Raw genomic sequence first — 16,071 nt, forward strand, 5'->3', positions numbered from 1 at the left:
GCGAGGCGGCCGCTTCCAGACTAATATGGGTTATGAGATCAAGGGCATGATGGAATCGCTTAGAGTCTCTGGCTCGAACCGGTTGCATGGAGACTTGGTTGCTTCGCCTCGGGTGCGCTCCTGGCTCGTAGGAGTTCCTCGGCTACACACGTCACTATCGGAGACCTAGCGTCATGGCACGCATCGCCGTCGGCGGCTTTCAGCACGAAACCAACACCTTCGCGCCTTCGAAGGCGACCTATGACGACTTCGCCCGCGGCGGCGGCTGGCCGGCGCTGACGCGTGGCCCGACCTTGTTCGAGACCGTGCATGGCTACAATTTGCCGCTGGCGGGATTCATCGAGGCAGCACGGGCGAACGGCCACGAGCTGGTGCCGCTGTTGTGGACCGCGGCCAGCCCCTGCGCCCATGTGACCGAGGATGCCTATGAGCGCATCGTCGGCATGCTGATCGAAGATCTCAAGGCCCAAGGGCCGTTCGATGCGGTCTATCTCTGCCTGCACGGCGCCATGGTGACCGAGCACCTGGAGGACGGGGAGGGCGAGCTCCTGGCGCGGGTGCGCAAGGTCGTCGGCAACAAGATCCCGGTGGTGGCGAGCCTCGATCTCCATTCCAACACCACACCAGAGATGATCGATCTCGCCGACGTGCTGATCGCCTACAAGACCTACCCGCATGTGGACATGGCCGATACCGGCAAGCGGGTGGCGCAGCACCTGGAGGCGCTGCTCGGCGGCTCCGGCGCGGTGCACAAGGCGTTTCGGCAGATCCCCTTCATCATCCCAATCAACTTCCAGTGCACCTTGATGGAGCCGGCGAAGTCGATCTACGAGCATCTGGAGACGCTCGAAGGCGGCGAGGTGGCCACCGTCTCGTTCTCGCCGGGCTTTCCCGCGGCCGACATCCACCATTGCGGTGCGGCGGTCTTCGCCTATGGCAACAGCCAGGCGGCGGCCCAGCGCGCCGTCGACGTGCTGGCCGACGAGATCGAGCGCCGCGAGGCGGAGTGGACCGGCAAGATCTACGAGCCCGCCGACGCCGTCGCCTATGCCATCCGCAAGGGCAATCAGGCCAAGCGGCCGATCACCATCGCCGACACCCAGGACAATCCCGGCGCCGGCGGCAACGGCGACACCACGGGCATGCTGGCGGCCCTGGTCGCCCAGAACGCGCAAGGGGCCGCCTTGGGCGTGCTCTGCGATCCGGAAGCAGCGGAAGCCGCGCACCGCGCCGGGGTGGGCGCCACCATCGGCCTCTCGCTCGGCGGCAAGTCCAACATTCCCGGCGACAAGCCCTTCATCGGCCGCTTCACCGTCGAGAAGCTCGGCGACGGCAAGGTGCTCGGCACCGGCCCCATGTATGGCGGCGCCCGCATGACCTTGGGCCCGATGGCGTGCCTCAAGATCGGCGGCGTTCGTGTGGCCGTGTGCAGCCGCAAAGTGCAGGCGGCTGATCAGGCGATGTTTCGCCATGTCGGCATCGAGCCGACGACCGAGAAGATCCTGGTCTTGAAGAGCTCGGTGCATTTCCGCGCCGACTTCCAGCCGATCTCCGAGGAGGTGATCGTGGCCGCCGCCCCCGGGCCGATGATCGCCGATCCCACCAAGTTCGCCTGGAAGAAGCTCCGCCCGGGCTTGAAGATCGCGCCGAACGGGCCGGTGTTCGGGGCCTGAGCGCCGCTGTCCCGGCTGGCGCGTGCGCGGGGCGGGGACGCTGAGACAGTCCGTGTCTCACCCCCGGGGGTGGACTTTGGGAGGGGGTAGTTTCCACCCCCTCCCCAACCCTCCCCGGGGTGCTCCAGGGCTGTCCCACCCCACGCATGCGCGGGACCGGGACGGTGAGACAGGCATCGCGCCCCGACAAGGCCGCAAAAGATATCAGTGCCGCTCTCATTGCGAAGCCCGCAACCGCGGCGGAAAATCACCAAGATCCGCGGCTGATATCCACCACACATCCGTCAATCGCTGAGTTTGGCGGCACCCGCAGCCAGACGCTGCACCGCCCGTGATGCGGCACGGCAGGCGGCCATGATCGCCGCCTCAGGGTCTTTCCGCTCGCCGGTCGCACGGTTCGAGCCGACGGCGCAGATGCTGGCGCTGCGGAAGCCGTAGATCGAACCCAGTACGAAGAGGGTTGCCGCCTCCATCTCGAAGGTCAGGACCCGGCGGGTGCTGAGATAGGCGACCTGACCTTCCGTGCCCGCGAGCGCCTGGCCGCGGGGCACGGGATTCTCTTGGCCCGCGTAGAATGAATCGACGCTGGCCGTCAGGCCGACATGCGCCTTGAAGCCGAGCTCGGCGCAGGCCTCGATGAGCGCTTGGGTGACGGCCAGATCGGCGATGGCCGGATATTCGCGTCCGGCATAGGCATCGATGGCGCCGGTGAGGCGCACGGCGCCGGTGTGAATGACGAGGTCGCCGCAGGCGATCGAGGTCTGCAGCGCTCCGCAGGTGCCGACACGGATGAAGGTGTCGGCACCTCCGGCGAAGAGCTCGAGCGCGGCAATTTCCGTCGACGGGCCGCCGATGCCCGTCGAGCAGGCGGCAAGCTCCACGCCTCCGATCGAGCCCCGTCCGAGGCGGAATTCACGCTCGAAGGAGACGTCCTCATAGCGGTCCCAGACGCTGCCGATGAGCGGCACCCGCGCCGGGTCGCCAGGCACCAGCAGGTAACGCGGCACACCCGAAGCCGGGATGCCGACATGCCGCTTGCGGCGCGGCGCGGGCTCCGCCCGGTCGCCGCTCACCCGAACCGGCATCTTTGCCTGGATCCGCTCATTTGCGTGGCAGGAAGCCGGTCGTGAACATCGTGGCGACGTCGATGTTCGTCGTCAGGCCGCCGAAGGTCTTGAGGATGCTGTAGGTCTCCTCGATGTCGCTGGCGCCGAAGCTGCACAGACCTTCCTTCGCCGCCCGCTCGGTGAAGATCAGCTCCTTTTGCCGGGCCAGCTGCTGGCGCTGCTGGTCGTCCTTGAGCTGCGGGTTGCCGGCGATGACGACCTTCAGAGTCTCATCGGGCTTGTCATAGGCGTATTCATAGCCCTTGATCGTCGCGGCAACGAAGCGGCGGACGAGGTCCGGCTGCTCCTTCACCACCTTCTCGGTGGTGAAGACCACCTCTGCGGAGGCCGGCACGCCGTAGTCGGCGGCTCGGATCGAAGTGGTCTTCATGCCGGCGAGCTCGATCGCGACCGGACCGTTGATGACGAACCCGGTGCGCACATCGACGGTGCCGTTCATCAGGATCTCGTTGCCGGTGGCGTTGATGAGCTTGATCTTGTCGATCGGCACGCCGGTCTTGGCCAGCATCGCCTGGACCAGGGTCCAGGGACCGCCGACATCGTAGGCAAGGGTCTTGCCGATCATGTCCTTGGGCTCGCGGATGCCGCTCTTCTCCAGCGCGTAGACGCCCCCCGGATGACGCTGCCAGCAGGCGGCGACGGCGACCAGCGGCATGCCTTGGCCGCGGCCGATGATGAGGTTGGGCGTATCGTTCGAGCCGAAGGTGTCCTGGCCGGTGGCGACGAGCTGGTTCGGATTGATCTGCACGCCGCCCGGTCGGATCTCCACTTCGAGCCCGGCATCGCGGTAGAAGCCCTTCTCGAAGGCCATGATGTAGGCGGCCGCCTGGACGTTGTAGATCCAGGGCAACCGCATCGAGACCTTGTCGGCGGCGTCGGCTGAAGCCGCGGCAAAGACGGAAAAGGCGAAAAGCATGCTGCCGGCGAGCCCGTTCAGGATGGTTCGTAGCATGATGAGCCCCACTGGTTGGATCGTTGCGTTTTCCGAAATCCGGCTATGTGCGCATCACCGCGTCGGGCCAATACAGGCAGACGCGTTCGGCGATGACGACGAGGTAGTAGAAGAGGATGGTCGCAGCGCAGGAGACGATGATGGCCGCGAACAGCATCACCGCGTCCTGCTGATAGCCCGAGGTCACGATCAATGTGCCGATGCCGCGATTGGCGCCGGTGAACTCGGCAACGATGGCAGCCAGAACCGCGGCACCGGAGCTGATCTTGAAGGCAGCGAAGGTAAAGGGCAGGGAGGCGAACAGGCGCACCTTCAAGAGGCTCTGCGCGGTGCTGGCGCCCAAAAGGTCGAGCAGCTCGCCGATCTCCGAGCTGATCGAGCCGAGGCCGCGATGGAAGTTGACCAGGATCGGGAAGAAGCTGGCGATGGCCGCGATCGCGACCTTCGGCGCCAGGCCGAAGCCAAGCCAGATGGTGAGGAGAGGGGCGATGGCGAGTGCGGGAATCGTCTTGATGACGATGGTCCAGGGCATCAGCGCCTTCTCGGCGGTCTTGGAATAAAGGAACAACGTGCCCAGAGCCAGCGCCGCGGCGACGCCGATGGCAAAGCCGATGACCGCGGCCAGCATGGTTGCGCGCAGATTGTCGATGAGCATCAGGCGCTCGAGCCAGATCCGTTCGAGGATCGTCGTCGGCGCCGGCAAAATATAGCGCGGCACCTCGAGCGCGCCGACGATGAACTGCCAGAACACCAGCCCCATGAGGAAGAGCAGAATGGCGGGCAGCCGCGATCGGATGCTGTCCTCCATCACGGCCTCCCGGTTTCGCCCATCGCGGGCACCCTGTGGCCGGCGTCAGTCGCCGCCGCCATGAGGGCTTCGAGCCGGCCCAGCTGGTCGAGGAAGGCGACGCTGCGTCTGACGCCGGGCAGCCGCGGACGCGGCAGATCGACGCGATGGGTGCCTCTGATATGGCCGGGCCGGATGCCCATGACGACGACCTCATCGGCGAGAAACAGCGCCTCCGATAGCGCGTGGGTGACGAAGACCGTGGTCTTGCCGGTCTCCGACCAGACGCGCAACAGCTCGCCGTTCAGCTCCGTGCGGGTGATCTCATCGAGCGCGCCGAAGGGCTCGTCCATGAGCAGGATGGGCGGGTCGTAGGCCAGCGCGCGGGCGATCGAGACGCGCTGGCGCATGCCGCCCGAAAGCTGGCTCGGATAGGCATCGAGGAATTGCGACAGCCTGACGCGGTCGAGCTCGGAGACCGCCCTTGCGCGCCGCTCCCTTGCATCGCCGAGATGCAGGATTTCGAGGGGAAGGGTGACGTTGCCAAGCACGCTGCGCCAGGGCAGGAGCGTGGCGTCCTGGAAGACGAAGCCGATGTGCTCGCGGCGACGGAACGCCGCCGGCTCATGGCCAAAGAGGCGCACGCTGCCTTCGTTCGGCTGGATCAAGCCGCTGATGAGCCTGAGCAACGTCGATTTGCCGCAGCCGCTGGGCCCGACGATCGCAACGAAGCTCCCGGTCTCGATCGACAGATCGACCTCGGCGAGCACGGCGGCGGCGCCGGGCAAGGCGCCAAATCGTTTGGTCAAGCGATTGACGGCGATGGCCGGCGCTCCCTCCGTCCGGCGGTGGACCAGCCGGATCGGGCTGTCGGGCTCAGACCTGTCGCCGATCATCTTGCCATCAATCATCCTGGCACCCGTCAACCCAGGCTCGAGGCGAAGGGGAGCAGATCGGCGCCGTCGCCGCCGGCTTCGATGTCGAGGTTGGAGACGAAGTCGGAGACGCCGCTACCAAGCAGCTCGAGATGGAAACGCATGGCCTGGTCGGCGGCGAGCGGCTTCATCTCCTGGATCGCGCTCATGATCCGGTCGTGCTCCACGATCGAGGCTTTCATGCGGCCGGGCTGATATGTCACCTGCCGACGATAGGGCGAGAGGCGGTTGCGCAGCTGGATCGTCTGCTCGCGGAGAAAACGATTGCCGGCGGCCTCGTAGATCGTCTCGTGGAAGCGGTTGTTCGCGGCATAGAAGCGCACGATGTCGCCGGTCTCCAGCGCGGCCGCGCAATCGGCATTCGCCTGCTTCAAGGTCTCTTGCTGCTCACCCCTGATGCGGCCGCAGGCAAGACGAGCGCACATGCCTTCCAATTCCGCCATCACCTCGAACATCTCGATGAGACGGGGGATCGTCAGCGTCGCCACCACGGCGGATTGATGCGGGCGAATATCCACGAGCTCGGAGGCGGCCAGGTGGCGAAGCGCATCGCGCACCGGGGTTCTGGACACTCCGAAGCGTTGGCTGAGCTCGGCTTCGTCCAGGCGTTCGCCCGGCTTGAGCACGCCGCGGAGGATCTCCTCCTCGAGAGAGCGGATCACCTCATCCGACAGGGTGTTGCGCTTCTTCGGCATGGATCTCGAGCATTCAATTAAGTACACAATTTGGCACGGATTGTGTGCAACTGCAATCCGACCGCATACTGATGCCAAAGCAGGAAAGGGACCAAAAATGGATCTGCAGCTCGAGGGCAAATCCGTCCTGATCACCGGAGCCTCCCAGGGGATCGGGTGGGCGACGGCGATCGCTTTCGCCGAGGCGGGCTGCCACCTTTGCCTGACCGCGCGCAATGCCGAGGCGCTCGCAAGCGTCGCCAAGGACGCCCGCCAGCGCCGGAAGGTCGAGGTCGAGCTCTATCCGATCGACCTGACCAGCCCGGGTGCCGTCGCCGCGATCGCCGATCGCTGCGGCGAGGTCGATATCCTCGTCAACAATGCCGGCGCGATCCCCTCCGGTCCGCTCGACAGCATCGACGAGGCTGAGTGGCGCGCCGGCTGGGAGCTCAAGGTGTTCGGCTACATCAACATGACGCGGGCCTTCTTGCCGCGCATGAAAGCGCGCCGCAGCGGCGTCATCGTCAACGACATCGGCAATTCCGGCCAGCACTACGATTCGAGATACGTCGCCGGGAGCTCCGGCAATGCCGGGTTGATGGCGTTCACGCGCGCGATCGGCGGCTCCAGCCTCGACTACGGTGTGCGCGTCCTTGCCGTCAATCCAGGACCCGTCGCCACCCAGCGCATGGTCAAGATCATGAAGCGCCGGGCTCTCGACCTCTGGGGCGACGAAGCGCGCTGGGAGGAGCTGCACGCGAAATATCCCGGCGGCCGCGCCGCGACGCCGGAAGAGGTGGCGGATCTGATTGTCTTTCTAGCCTCGCCCCGGGCGAGCTACATCACCGGGACGATCGTCACCATCGACGGCGGCATCTCTTCGCGCGATTCCATCATTTGACCGCGCCCAAGGGGTCGATCGCCGGAGCGGGCCTCCCTCGCCACCCTCAATCGCCGAGCTCACACCAAACCGGCGTGTGATCGGAAGCGCGTTCCTGGTCCCGGGGCTTGCGGTCGATGCCGACCGCGACCAGATGGTCGGCCGCCTGCGGGGATAAGAGGAGGTGGTCGATGCGCAAGCCGAGATCGCGCTGCCAGGCCCCACCCTGGTAATCCCAGAAGGAATAGGCGTGGCTGCGCGGGTAGAGCGCCCGATAGGCATCGGTATAGCCCTGGTTGACCAGCGCGCGGAAGCGCTGGCGGCTCTCGCTGCGGCAAAGCGCGTCGTTGCGGAAGGCCTCGGGATCGTAGACGTCGACGTCGGTCAGACAGACGTTGAAGTCGCCGGCCAGCACGATCTTGCGCTCGCTCGCCAAGAGGCCGCTTGCGTGCCGACCCAGCCGGTCCAGCCAGGCGAGCTTGTAGGTGAATTTCTCGGTGTCGACAGGATTGCCGTTGGGGAGGTAGATCGAGGCCACGCGGAGATCGCCGACCGTCGCTTCGAGATAGCGGGCTTGGCTGTCCTCGGGATTTCCGGGCAGCGCCGTGACGATGTCGCTCGCCGGCGACTTGGTGAGGAGGGCGACGCCGTTATAGGTCTTCTGCCCGACGCAACTCACGTGATAGCCCAGTGCCTGCAGCTCGAGTGCCGGAAACTCGGCGCTGGTGCATTTGATCTCCTGGAGCATGAGGATGTCCGGCTGGAACGAGCCCAGCCACTCGGTTAGATGCACGATGCGCGCCTTGACCGAGTTGACGTTCCAGGTAGCGATCTTGGTAATCGTGTCTATCCTCGCCGGCGATCTTGCATCGCCGGCTCCGGCCCGACGGCGGAGGGGATCACACCGAGAACGAGCTGCCGCAGCCGCACTTGGAGGTGGCGTTGGGGTTCTTCACCTGGAAGGCAGCTCCGACCAGATCCTCGACGAAATCCAGCTCCGAGCCCGCCAGAAGCTCGAGCGAGGTCTCGTCGATCACCACGGCGGCGCCGTCGCGCTCGAAAAGCTTGTCCTCGCCGGTGACGGCGTCATCGAAGCTGAAATTGTATTGAAATCCGGAACAGCCGCCGCCGGTGACGGCGAGCCGGAGTGTCGTCGCCCCACCTTCCTGCTGGGCCAGGAAGCGGATGCGCTTGGCCGCACTCTCGGTCAAATTGAAGCACTGCGGACGATCCTCGAGGAGGGTCTCAGACATGGACGCATTCCCGTAAGGCGGTCTTGCTAATGTAACACCGTCCGTATGTAAGCAGTACACCGGCAATGTCAAATGCCTGGGCAATCCCTTACGGCAGGTAGGGTCAGGCGTGAATTGCCGGCCTGCCGGGCCCCCTGTAGGGTCGCCCTCATCATGACGACCCACGCCGCCTATGCCTCTACGCCCGAGACCAGCCGCGGACGGCGCTTTCCCGAGCCCGCGCCGGCCGACCGCACGGAATTCCAGCGCGACCGCGACCGCATCATCCACTCCACTGCCTTCCGCCGCCTCAAGCACAAGACCCAGGTCTTCGTCTATCACGAGGGCGACCACTACCGGACCCGGCTCACCCATTCTCTCGAAGTGGCGCAGATCGCCCGTTCGATCGCCCGCTCGCTCGGCTTGAACGAGGACCTGGCTGAGGCCTTGGCCCTCGCCCATGACCTCGGCCACACCTGCTTCGGCCACGCCGGCGAGGAGGCGCTCGATCAGGTCATGCAACCCTTCGGCGGCTTCGATCACAATGATCAGACCTTCCGGGTGCTGACCCAGCTCGAGCGCCGCTATGCGGAATTCGACGGGCTCAACCTCACCTGGGAAACCCTCGAAGGCACCGTCAAGCACAACGGCCCGCTGGCGGGCCCCGGCGCACGCAAGCCGGTGCCGCCGACCATCGCCGCCTATCAAGGCGTGCAGGACCTCGAACTCACCAGCCATCCCAGCGCCGAGGCGCAGGTGGCGGCACTCTCGGACGATATCGCCTACAACAATCACGACATCGACGACGGCCTCAGGGCTGGGCTCTTCAAGCTCGAGGATCTGACCCATCTCGATCTGGTGGGGCCGATCCACGCCGCTCTCACCCAACGCTACCAGGGGCTGGAGCCATCGCGGCTGGTGCACGAGGTCGTCCGCCGTTTGATCAACGCCATGGTGACCGATCTGTTGGCGGAGACGCGCCAGCTTCTGGCCGCGCTGAAGCCGGGCTCGGCGGCCGCGGTCAGGGGCCTCGGACAACCCGTCGTCGCCTTCTCCGAAACGATGCGGGCCCATGACCGGGCGCTCAAGGAATTCTTGTTCGAACGGATGTATCGGCATTACAAGGTCAACCGCATGGCCTGGAAGGCGCGGAGGGTGGTCCAGGAGCTGTTTCGATTGTTCCTGGCCGAGCCGCATTGCTTGCCCGCGGAATGGTGCGAGGCGACGGATCGACCGGGAACTGCCGTGACGGCGCGGGTCGTGGCCGACTACATCGCCGGCATGACCGATCGCTACGCGCTCGACGAGCACCGCCGGTTGTTCGACCCCTATGCAACGACATAAATGAACGTTTTCAGTGAATTCCGAGCCGAGATCGTCAAGCAACTCGAAGATCTGACGAATGCCGGCAGGCTCCTCTCCGGCCTCGACCTGACGCGGGTCGGGGTCGAGCCGCCGCGTTCGGCCGAGCATGGCGATATCGCCACCAACGCCGCCATGGTGCTGGCCAAGCCGGCGGGCTTGAAACCGCGGGATCTGGCCGAGAGCCTGGCCGAACGCTTGCGCCAGCGTCCCCAGGTCGTATCGGCGACGGTCGCGGGTCCTGGCTTCATCAACGTCAAGCTCGTGGACGAGGTTTGGCGCGGCTGTCTTCTCGATATCCTCAGGGCAGGCCCCAGCTACGGCGATTCCGAGCTCGGCCGGGGCCAGCCGGTCAATGTCGAGTACGTCTCCGCCAACCCGACCGGGCCCATGCATGTGGGGCATGCGCGCGGCGCGGTGTTCGGCGATGCCTTGGCCTCGCTCATGGCGAAGGCGGGTTTTGCCGTCACCCGCGAGTTCTACATCAACGACGCCGGGGCACAGGTCGATGTGCTGGCGCGCTCTGCCTATCTTCGCTACCGCGAGGCCTTGGGTGAGGCGATCGGTCCGATCCCCGATGGCCTCTATCCCGGCGACTACCTGAAAGAGACCGGCCAGGCGTTGGCCGCCCGCGACGGCAATAAATGGCTCGGCTGCAACGACGAAGCATGGCTGGAGCCGGTGCGTGACTTTGCCGTCGCCCACATGATGGCGATGATCCGCGAGGATCTGGCTGCTCTTGGCATTCGCCACGATGTCTTTTCCTCCGAGCGCGTGCTCGTCGCCGGGGGGGCAGTCGAGGCGATCTTGAAGCTGCTGGAGGAGAAGGGATGCCTCTATACCGGCATCCTCGACCCGCCCAAGGGCAAGACGCCGGATGATTGGGAGCCCAGGCCGCAGACGCTGTTCCGCTCGACCGCGTTCGGCGACGACGTCGACCGGCCGATCCGCAAATCCGACGGCAGCTGGACCTATTTTGCCGCCGACATCGCCTATCACTACGACAAGTTTCGCCGCGGCTTTGCCGAGATGATCGACGTGCTGGGCGCCGATCATGGCGGCTATGTCAAACGCATGCAGGCGGCAGTGAAAGCGATTTCCGACGGCACCGCCGCCCTCGACGTGAAGATGTGCCAGCTGGTCAATCTCACCGACAAAGGCGAGCCGGTGAAGATGTCGAAGCGGGCCGGCATGTTCCTCACCGTGCGCGACGTCGTCGAGCGGGTCGGCAAGGATGTCGTGCGCTTCATCATGCTGACCCGCCGCAACGACCAGTCCCTCGACTTCGACTACGCCAAGGTGACCGAGCAGAGCCGCGACAACCCGGTCTTCTACGTCCAATACGCCCATGCGCGGGCCCGCTCGGTGATGCGGCTCGCCGCCGAATCGCTGCCAAATCGCGATCTCGGCCCCCAGGCGCTCGCCCAAGCAAACCTGGCCCGCTTGACCGACTCGGGCGAGCTTGGTTTAGTCAAAATGCTGGCGAACTGGCCGCGTATCGTCGAAGGCGCGGCGGAGGCCCATGAGCCGCACCGTCTGGCCTTCTATCTGCAGGACCTCGCAGCCGAGTTCCACCAGCTTTGGAACAAGGGCAAGGACGATGCGGCACTTAGATTCATCGTCGCCGGAGATACGGATTTGACGCTCGCCCGGCTGGCACTGGTACAAGCGGTGGCATACGTGGTGGCTTCCGGGCTCGCGGTGTTCGGCGTCGAGCCGGTAGAGGAGATGCGCGGATGACAGGCGAGGACTACGAGATCGAAGGCGAGGAGCCCGAAGCGCAGCCGAAGCGCCGGCGCTTCCGCGCCCTGGCCGTCCTCATCGCGTTGTTCGTGGTCGGCGCCTTCGGTGGGGTGGTCTGGTACGCCTATAGCGAGGGGCCATCCTCGAAGGGCGGCGCGGTGGCGCCCATCCTCAAGGCCGAAGAGGGACCGACCAAGGTCAAGCCCAGCCAGCCCGGCGGCATGACCGTTCCCAATCAAGACAAGCTCGTGCTCAACAACATGCAGCAGCCGACCGGCGCCCAGGGTACGGGCCAGGTGGAGCGCCTGCTGGCGCCGCCGGAAACGCCGGTGCCGCGCCCGGTGCCGCCGGCGCCCGCTGCCGCCCCGCCGGCGAGCCCACAAGCTGCCGCCGGCGGTGCCCCGACTCCGATCCCGCCACCGCCGCCGGCGGTCATCTCCGTTCCCGCGACACCGGCTCCGGCCACGGTGCCGAGCGCCGCCGCCGCCCCGCCGCCGTCGAGTGCGGCGCCAGCCCCGGCCGCTTCCTTGCCGCCGCCGCCGCCGGCGCCGCCGCCGGTGACCGCGTCGGGCAGCGCGCCGCCGGCCGCCGCAAAAGCAAGCGCTCCGGCGGCGGCACAAGCGGCCAAGCCGCAGACGGCTGCGCTCGCTCCGGGAAGCGGGGAGTACCGCGTGCAGCTCGGCTCGGTGCAGTCGGCCGATGCCGCCAATAAGGAATGGGAACGCCTGAAGCGGACGGTGCCGGAGGTGGCGCCGATGCAGCTGACGGTGGTGCGTGCCGATCTCGGCGGCGAAAAGGGGGTGTTTTTCCGCATCCAGGCCGGCCCGCTCAGCGGCGAGAACGCCAAGCTCCTGTGCGAGGCGCTGAAGACCCGCAACCAAGGATGTCTCGTTGTCAAACCCTGAGCCGTCCGGCCGTCTGCCGACAGCCGTCGTCTTCGGGGTCGCCGGTGTCACGCTCGCAGCCGAGGAACGTCGGTTCCTCCGCGATGCCGATCCCCTGGGCTTCATCCTCATGCAGCGCAACTGCCGGGACCCCCAGCAGGTGCGGGCGCTGGTGTTGGAGCTGCGCGCCACCGTCGGCCGCGCGGTGCCGGTGCTGATCGACCAGGAGGGAGGCCGTGTTGCCCGGATGAAGCCGCCGCATTGGCGAGCGGCTCCCGCCGCCGCACGCTTCGGCGAGCTTGCGCAGAGAGACCGCGCCGCCGGGCTCGAGGCTTGCCGTCTCAATGCCCGGCTGCTGGCGGCGGAATTGGCGCCGCTTGGGGTCAGCGTGAATTGTCTGCCGGTCCTCGATTTGAGCCTGCCGGAAACCCACAAGGCGATCGGCGACCGGGCCTATGCCGCCGATCCGATGCTGGTCGCCGCACTCGGCCGCGCCGCCGCCGACGGCCTGATCGAGGGCGGCGTCTTGCCGGTGATCAAGCACATGCCTGGACATGGCCGCGCCACCGTCGACAGCCACCATGATTTGCCGGTGGTGACGACCGCAGCGGCGGTGTTGGAGGCGACGGACTTCGCGGCGTTTCGCGCCAATGCCGATCTGCCCTGGGGCATGACCGCCCATGTCGTCTACAAGGCGATCGATGCGTTGCCGGCGACGGTGTCGCCCACGGCGATCTCCCGGGTGATCCGCGGCAGCATCGGGTTTGGCGGATTTCTCATTTCCGACGATCTCGGCATGAAGGCGCTGCCGGGGGGATTTGCCGATCGCGCCCAGGCGGCACTGGCCGCCGGTTGCGATGCCGTCCTGCATTGCTCGGGCGACATGGGCGAGATGGCCGAGGTCATGGCGGGTGTGCGGAGGCTGACGGACGAGTCGGGCCGGCGCCTGGCGGCGGGCGCCCAGTGCATCGCACCGGCCGCTTCCGTCGAGATGGCGGGGCTCGTTCGGCGCCTCGAACGCTTGCTGGCCGTGGCGGCGTGATGGCATCGCTTACGAACGCCCTCTATCTCGCCTCGGTCTGGGTGGTGCCGGTGGTGATCGCCATCACCTTGCACGAGGCGGCCCATGGCTACGTCGCCTGGCGCCTCGGCGACGACACGGCGATGCGCCTCGGGCGCGTCACCTTCAACCCGCTCCGGCATGTCGATCCGTTCGGCACGATCCTGCTGCCGGGCCTCTTGCTGCTGCTGCGCGCCCCGTTTCTATTCGGCTATGCGAAGCCGGTTCCGGTGAATTTCGGTCGCCTGCTCAGGCCGCGCCGGGACATGATCTTGGTGGCGGCCGCCGGCCCGGCGATCAACATCCTCCTCGCCTTCCTGGCGGCACTCCTGTTCCACGGATTGCCGTTCGTACCGGAGACGGCCCAGGACTGGGTCGCGGAGAATCTGCAGAACGCCATCATGATCAATCTCGTGCTGGCGGTGTTCAACATGCTGCCGATCCCGCCGCTCGATGGCGGGCGCGTCCTGACGGGGCTGTTGCCAGCACCACTCGGACGACGCTTCGGCCGGCTGGAACGCTACGGTATTCTGCTGGTGCTGGCGCTGTTGGTCTTGCTGCCGACGCTGGGCGCGGAGCTGGGAATGAACCTGAACGTGCTGCCTTGGCTCCTAGCGGAGCCGGTCGATGTGCTGTTCCGCGCCATCGCCAAGCTCGCGGGCTTCGGTTGGCAATGACGGACGTACTCGACAATTTCGAGTCCAAGGGCGCCGCCCCGGAGCCCGAGCGGCTGGTGGTCGACGTCGACGGCTACGAGGGCCCCATCGACGTGCTCCTGAGCTTGGCTCGGGAGCAGAAAGTCGACCTCAAGCGCATCTCGATCCTGCAGCTGGTCGAGCAGTACCTCACCTTTGTGCAAACGGCGCGACGGCTCCGGCTGGAGCTGGCGGCGGACTATCTGGTGATCGCCGCCTGGCTCGCCTACCTCAAGTCCCGTCTGCTGCTGCCCGAGCCGCCGGACGACGACGAGCCTTCGGGCGAGGAGCTGGCGGCGCAGCTGACCTTCCAGCTGCAACGCCTGGAGGCGATGCAGACCGCGGCGGTCAGGCTGATGGCGCGGGCGCGTCTTGGCGTCGATCGCTTTTCGCGCGGCGAGCCGCAGAGCTTTCGCAGCCGCAAACGGCCGATCTTCGAGGTCACGCTCTACGAGCTGCTCGCCGCCTATGGCGAGCACAAGGCGCGGGAGGAGGGGCAGACGCTCCACATCGCGCCGACCGAGCTCTATGCGGTCGAGCAGGCCCTCGAGCGCCTGCAAGAGCTGGTGGGGCGCTCGCCCGATTGGCAGACGCTCACCAGCTTCCTGCCGGCTGCCATCAAGGACGGGTTGATCGCGCGCTCGGCCTTGGCCTCCACCTTCGTCGCCAGCCTGGAGCTCGCGCGCGAGGGCAAACTGCAGCTTCGCCAGCTCGAGCGCTTCGGGCCGATCTATCTTCGCGCAATGAGGTCGACGCAATGACCGATGCAGCTCCCGACACCGACACCCAACGCTGGCTGCGCATGCTGGAGGCGATGCTGTTCGCCTCGGCCGCACCGATCGCCGAGGAAGACCTGGCCGAGCGCTTGCCCGAAGGCAGCGACGTGAAGGCGCTGCTGCAGAGCCTGGCTCAGCACTACGAAGGCCGCGGCGTCACCTTGCTGCAGGTCGCCGGCAAATGGGCGTTCCGCACCGCGCCCGATCTTGCCGAGGCGCTCAGCGCCGAGATCACCGTCACCCGCAAGCTGAGCCGGGCGGCAATCGAGACCATGGCCATCATCGCCTACCACCAGCCCGTCACCCGCGCCGAGATCGAGCAGATCCGCGGCGTCGCCCTCAGCCGAGGCACCCTCGACATGCTAATGGCTGCCGCCTGGATCCGTCCGAAGGGAAGACGGCAGACCCCGGGGCGGCCTGCGACCTGGGTCACGACCGAAGGCTTCCTCGACCATTTCGGCCTCGACCGGTTGGACGATCTTCCTGGCGTGGAGGAGCTGCGCGCCGCCGGACTCCTCGACCGCCGTCCTGGCGTCACCATCGCCATGCGCGATGAGGACGTCGACACCGAGGTGGAGGCGGAGGAAGAAGAGAGCGAGCGCACGGGCATCGAGGAAGAACAGGGTAAGGGGGCGAGCGGCAACGCCTAGCCCTTCCGCGATGCCAAGCATCGCTCTCGTTCTATTCGATCTGGACGATGTCCTGTGCAGCTATGACCGGCCGGCTCATATCGCCCGGATCGCAGCGCTCGCCGGCAAACAGCCGGAAGACGTCCACAGGGCGATCTGGGCTTCAGGGTTCGATGCCGAGGCCGATGCCGGCGCCTTCGATGCCGATCAGTACTTGCGTGGAATTCACGCGCGCATCGGCTATAAGCTGACCCGGCTGGAATGGGTCGCCGGCCGCAAGGCAACGACAAGGCCGGCGCCGGCCGTGCTCGCCTTGGTCAAGACCGTGGCGCTGAAGGCCCGGGTCGCGGTCCTGACGAACAACACGACCTTGGTGACGGATCACATCGACGAGTTCCTGCCGGAGCTGAGATCGCATTTCGGCGAGGCCGTATACGCTTCGGCCGAGCTGGGGGCGGCGAAACCCGACGCCGAAGCTTATCGACGCTGCTTGGCGCGGCTCGACATGGCGCCGGCCGAGACGCTGTTCATCGACGATCTGGAAGAGAATGTCGCGGGGGCCCGTCAGGCCGGTCTCCAGGCGCATCGTCACACCTCCCTGGACGCCCTGACGGACGTGCTCAGGCATCACCGGATGCTCTGAAGCCGGCGTAGCGCGTACG

17 protein-coding genes are annotated in these 16,071 nt (G+C 66.6%); 10 read left to right on the plus strand and 7 right to left on the minus strand.

What is annotated here, in order from left to right; translation table 11 throughout:
* Window positions 1-173 precede the first annotated feature (173 nt).
* Entirely contained in the window at window positions 174-1,673 is a 1,500-nt protein-coding gene (locus tag HY058_01670) for a M81 family metallopeptidase (protein MBI3495994.1), read from the plus strand.
* Between the two features lie 284 nt (window positions 1,674-1,957).
* Here the strand turns inward: HY058_01670 and HY058_01675 are convergent, their stop codons facing one another.
* Genes HY058_01675 through HY058_01695 form a run of 5 tightly spaced genes read right to left on the minus strand, consistent with a single transcriptional unit; the run spans window position 1,958 to window position 6,169 of the window.
* Window positions 1,958-2,758, minus strand: a complete 801-nt coding sequence (locus HY058_01675; GenBank protein ID MBI3495995.1) for a nucleoside phosphorylase — start codon at window positions 2,756-2,758, stop codon at window positions 1,958-1,960.
* A 16-nt stretch (window positions 2,759-2,774) separates the two neighbouring features.
* On the minus strand, window positions 2,775-3,752 hold the full coding sequence (locus HY058_01680) for an ABC transporter substrate-binding protein (protein ID MBI3495996.1): 978 nt from the start codon (window positions 3,750-3,752) through the stop codon (window positions 2,775-2,777).
* 43 nt (window positions 3,753-3,795) lie between these two features.
* Complete coding sequence (locus HY058_01685) at window positions 3,796-4,560, minus strand: ABC transporter permease (protein MBI3495997.1); 765 nt, start codon at window positions 4,558-4,560, stop codon at window positions 3,796-3,798.
* Complete coding sequence (locus HY058_01690; protein MBI3495998.1) at window positions 4,560-5,435, minus strand: ABC transporter ATP-binding protein; 876 nt, start codon at window positions 5,433-5,435, stop codon at window positions 4,560-4,562. The genes HY058_01685 and HY058_01690 overlap by 1 nt, the downstream gene beginning before the upstream one ends.
* 26 nt (window positions 5,436-5,461) lie before the next feature.
* Entirely contained in the window at window positions 5,462-6,169 is a 708-nt protein-coding gene (locus HY058_01695) for a GntR family transcriptional regulator (protein ID MBI3495999.1), read from the minus strand.
* 97 nt (window positions 6,170-6,266) lie between these two features.
* On the opposite strand from HY058_01695, the gene HY058_01700 reads away from it, so the two are divergent.
* On the plus strand, window positions 6,267-7,049 hold the full coding sequence (locus HY058_01700) for an SDR family oxidoreductase (GenBank protein MBI3496000.1): 783 nt from the start codon (window positions 6,267-6,269) through the stop codon (window positions 7,047-7,049).
* A gap of 46 nt (window positions 7,050-7,095) precedes the next feature.
* Here the strand turns inward: HY058_01700 and xth are convergent, their stop codons facing one another.
* A complete protein-coding gene (xth, locus tag HY058_01705; GenBank protein ID MBI3496001.1) occupies window positions 7,096-7,869 on the minus strand; it encodes an exodeoxyribonuclease III in 774 nt (257 codons plus the stop codon).
* Window positions 7,870-7,927: 58 nt separating this feature from the next.
* Entirely contained in the window at window positions 7,928-8,281 is a 354-nt protein-coding gene (gene erpA, locus HY058_01710) for an iron-sulfur cluster insertion protein ErpA (GenBank protein ID MBI3496002.1), read from the minus strand.
* 153 nt (window positions 8,282-8,434) lie between these two features.
* Here erpA and HY058_01715 point away from each other — a divergent pair, with 153 nt between their 5' ends.
* Genes HY058_01715 through HY058_01750 form a run of 8 tightly spaced genes read left to right on the plus strand, consistent with a single transcriptional unit; the run spans window position 8,435 to window position 16,052 of the window.
* On the plus strand, window positions 8,435-9,604 hold the full coding sequence (locus tag HY058_01715) for a deoxyguanosinetriphosphate triphosphohydrolase (protein ID MBI3496003.1): 1,170 nt from the start codon (window positions 8,435-8,437) through the stop codon (window positions 9,602-9,604).
* Window positions 9,605-11,362 (plus strand): arginine--tRNA ligase, encoded by a 1,758-nt coding sequence (locus HY058_01720; protein MBI3496004.1) that lies wholly within the window; start codon window positions 9,605-9,607, stop codon window positions 11,360-11,362.
* Window positions 11,359-12,270: an SPOR domain-containing protein gene (locus HY058_01725; protein MBI3496005.1), complete on the plus strand. Its 912-nt coding sequence runs from the start codon at window positions 11,359-11,361 to the stop codon at window positions 12,268-12,270. The genes HY058_01720 and HY058_01725 overlap by 4 nt, the downstream gene beginning before the upstream one ends.
* Entirely contained in the window at window positions 12,257-13,291 is a 1,035-nt protein-coding gene (gene nagZ / locus HY058_01730) for a beta-N-acetylhexosaminidase (protein ID MBI3496006.1), read from the plus strand. Before HY058_01725 ends, nagZ begins: the two co-directional genes overlap by 14 nt.
* Window positions 13,291-13,986, plus strand: coding sequence for a site-2 protease family protein (locus HY058_01735; GenBank protein MBI3496007.1), 696 nt, complete (start codon window positions 13,291-13,293; stop codon window positions 13,984-13,986). Before nagZ ends, HY058_01735 begins: the two co-directional genes overlap by 1 nt.
* The gene (locus tag HY058_01740; GenBank protein MBI3496008.1) at window positions 13,983-14,765 is read left to right on the plus strand and encodes a segregation/condensation protein A; all 783 of its coding nucleotides are present in this window, start codon (window positions 13,983-13,985) and stop codon (window positions 14,763-14,765) included. Before HY058_01735 ends, HY058_01740 begins: the two co-directional genes overlap by 4 nt.
* Window positions 14,762-15,430, plus strand: coding sequence for an SMC-Scp complex subunit ScpB (scpB, locus tag HY058_01745; GenBank protein MBI3496009.1), 669 nt, complete (start codon window positions 14,762-14,764; stop codon window positions 15,428-15,430). Before HY058_01740 ends, scpB begins: the two co-directional genes overlap by 4 nt.
* 10 nt (window positions 15,431-15,440) lie before the next feature.
* Window positions 15,441-16,052, plus strand: a complete 612-nt coding sequence (locus tag HY058_01750) for an HAD family phosphatase (GenBank protein MBI3496010.1) — start codon at window positions 15,441-15,443, stop codon at window positions 16,050-16,052.
* Window positions 16,053-16,071 lie beyond the last annotated feature (19 nt).

This window comes from Pseudomonadota bacterium (assembly GCA_016195085.1).
In the GTDB taxonomy this organism is placed as follows: Bacteria; Pseudomonadota; Alphaproteobacteria; order SHVZ01; family SHVZ01; genus JACQAG01.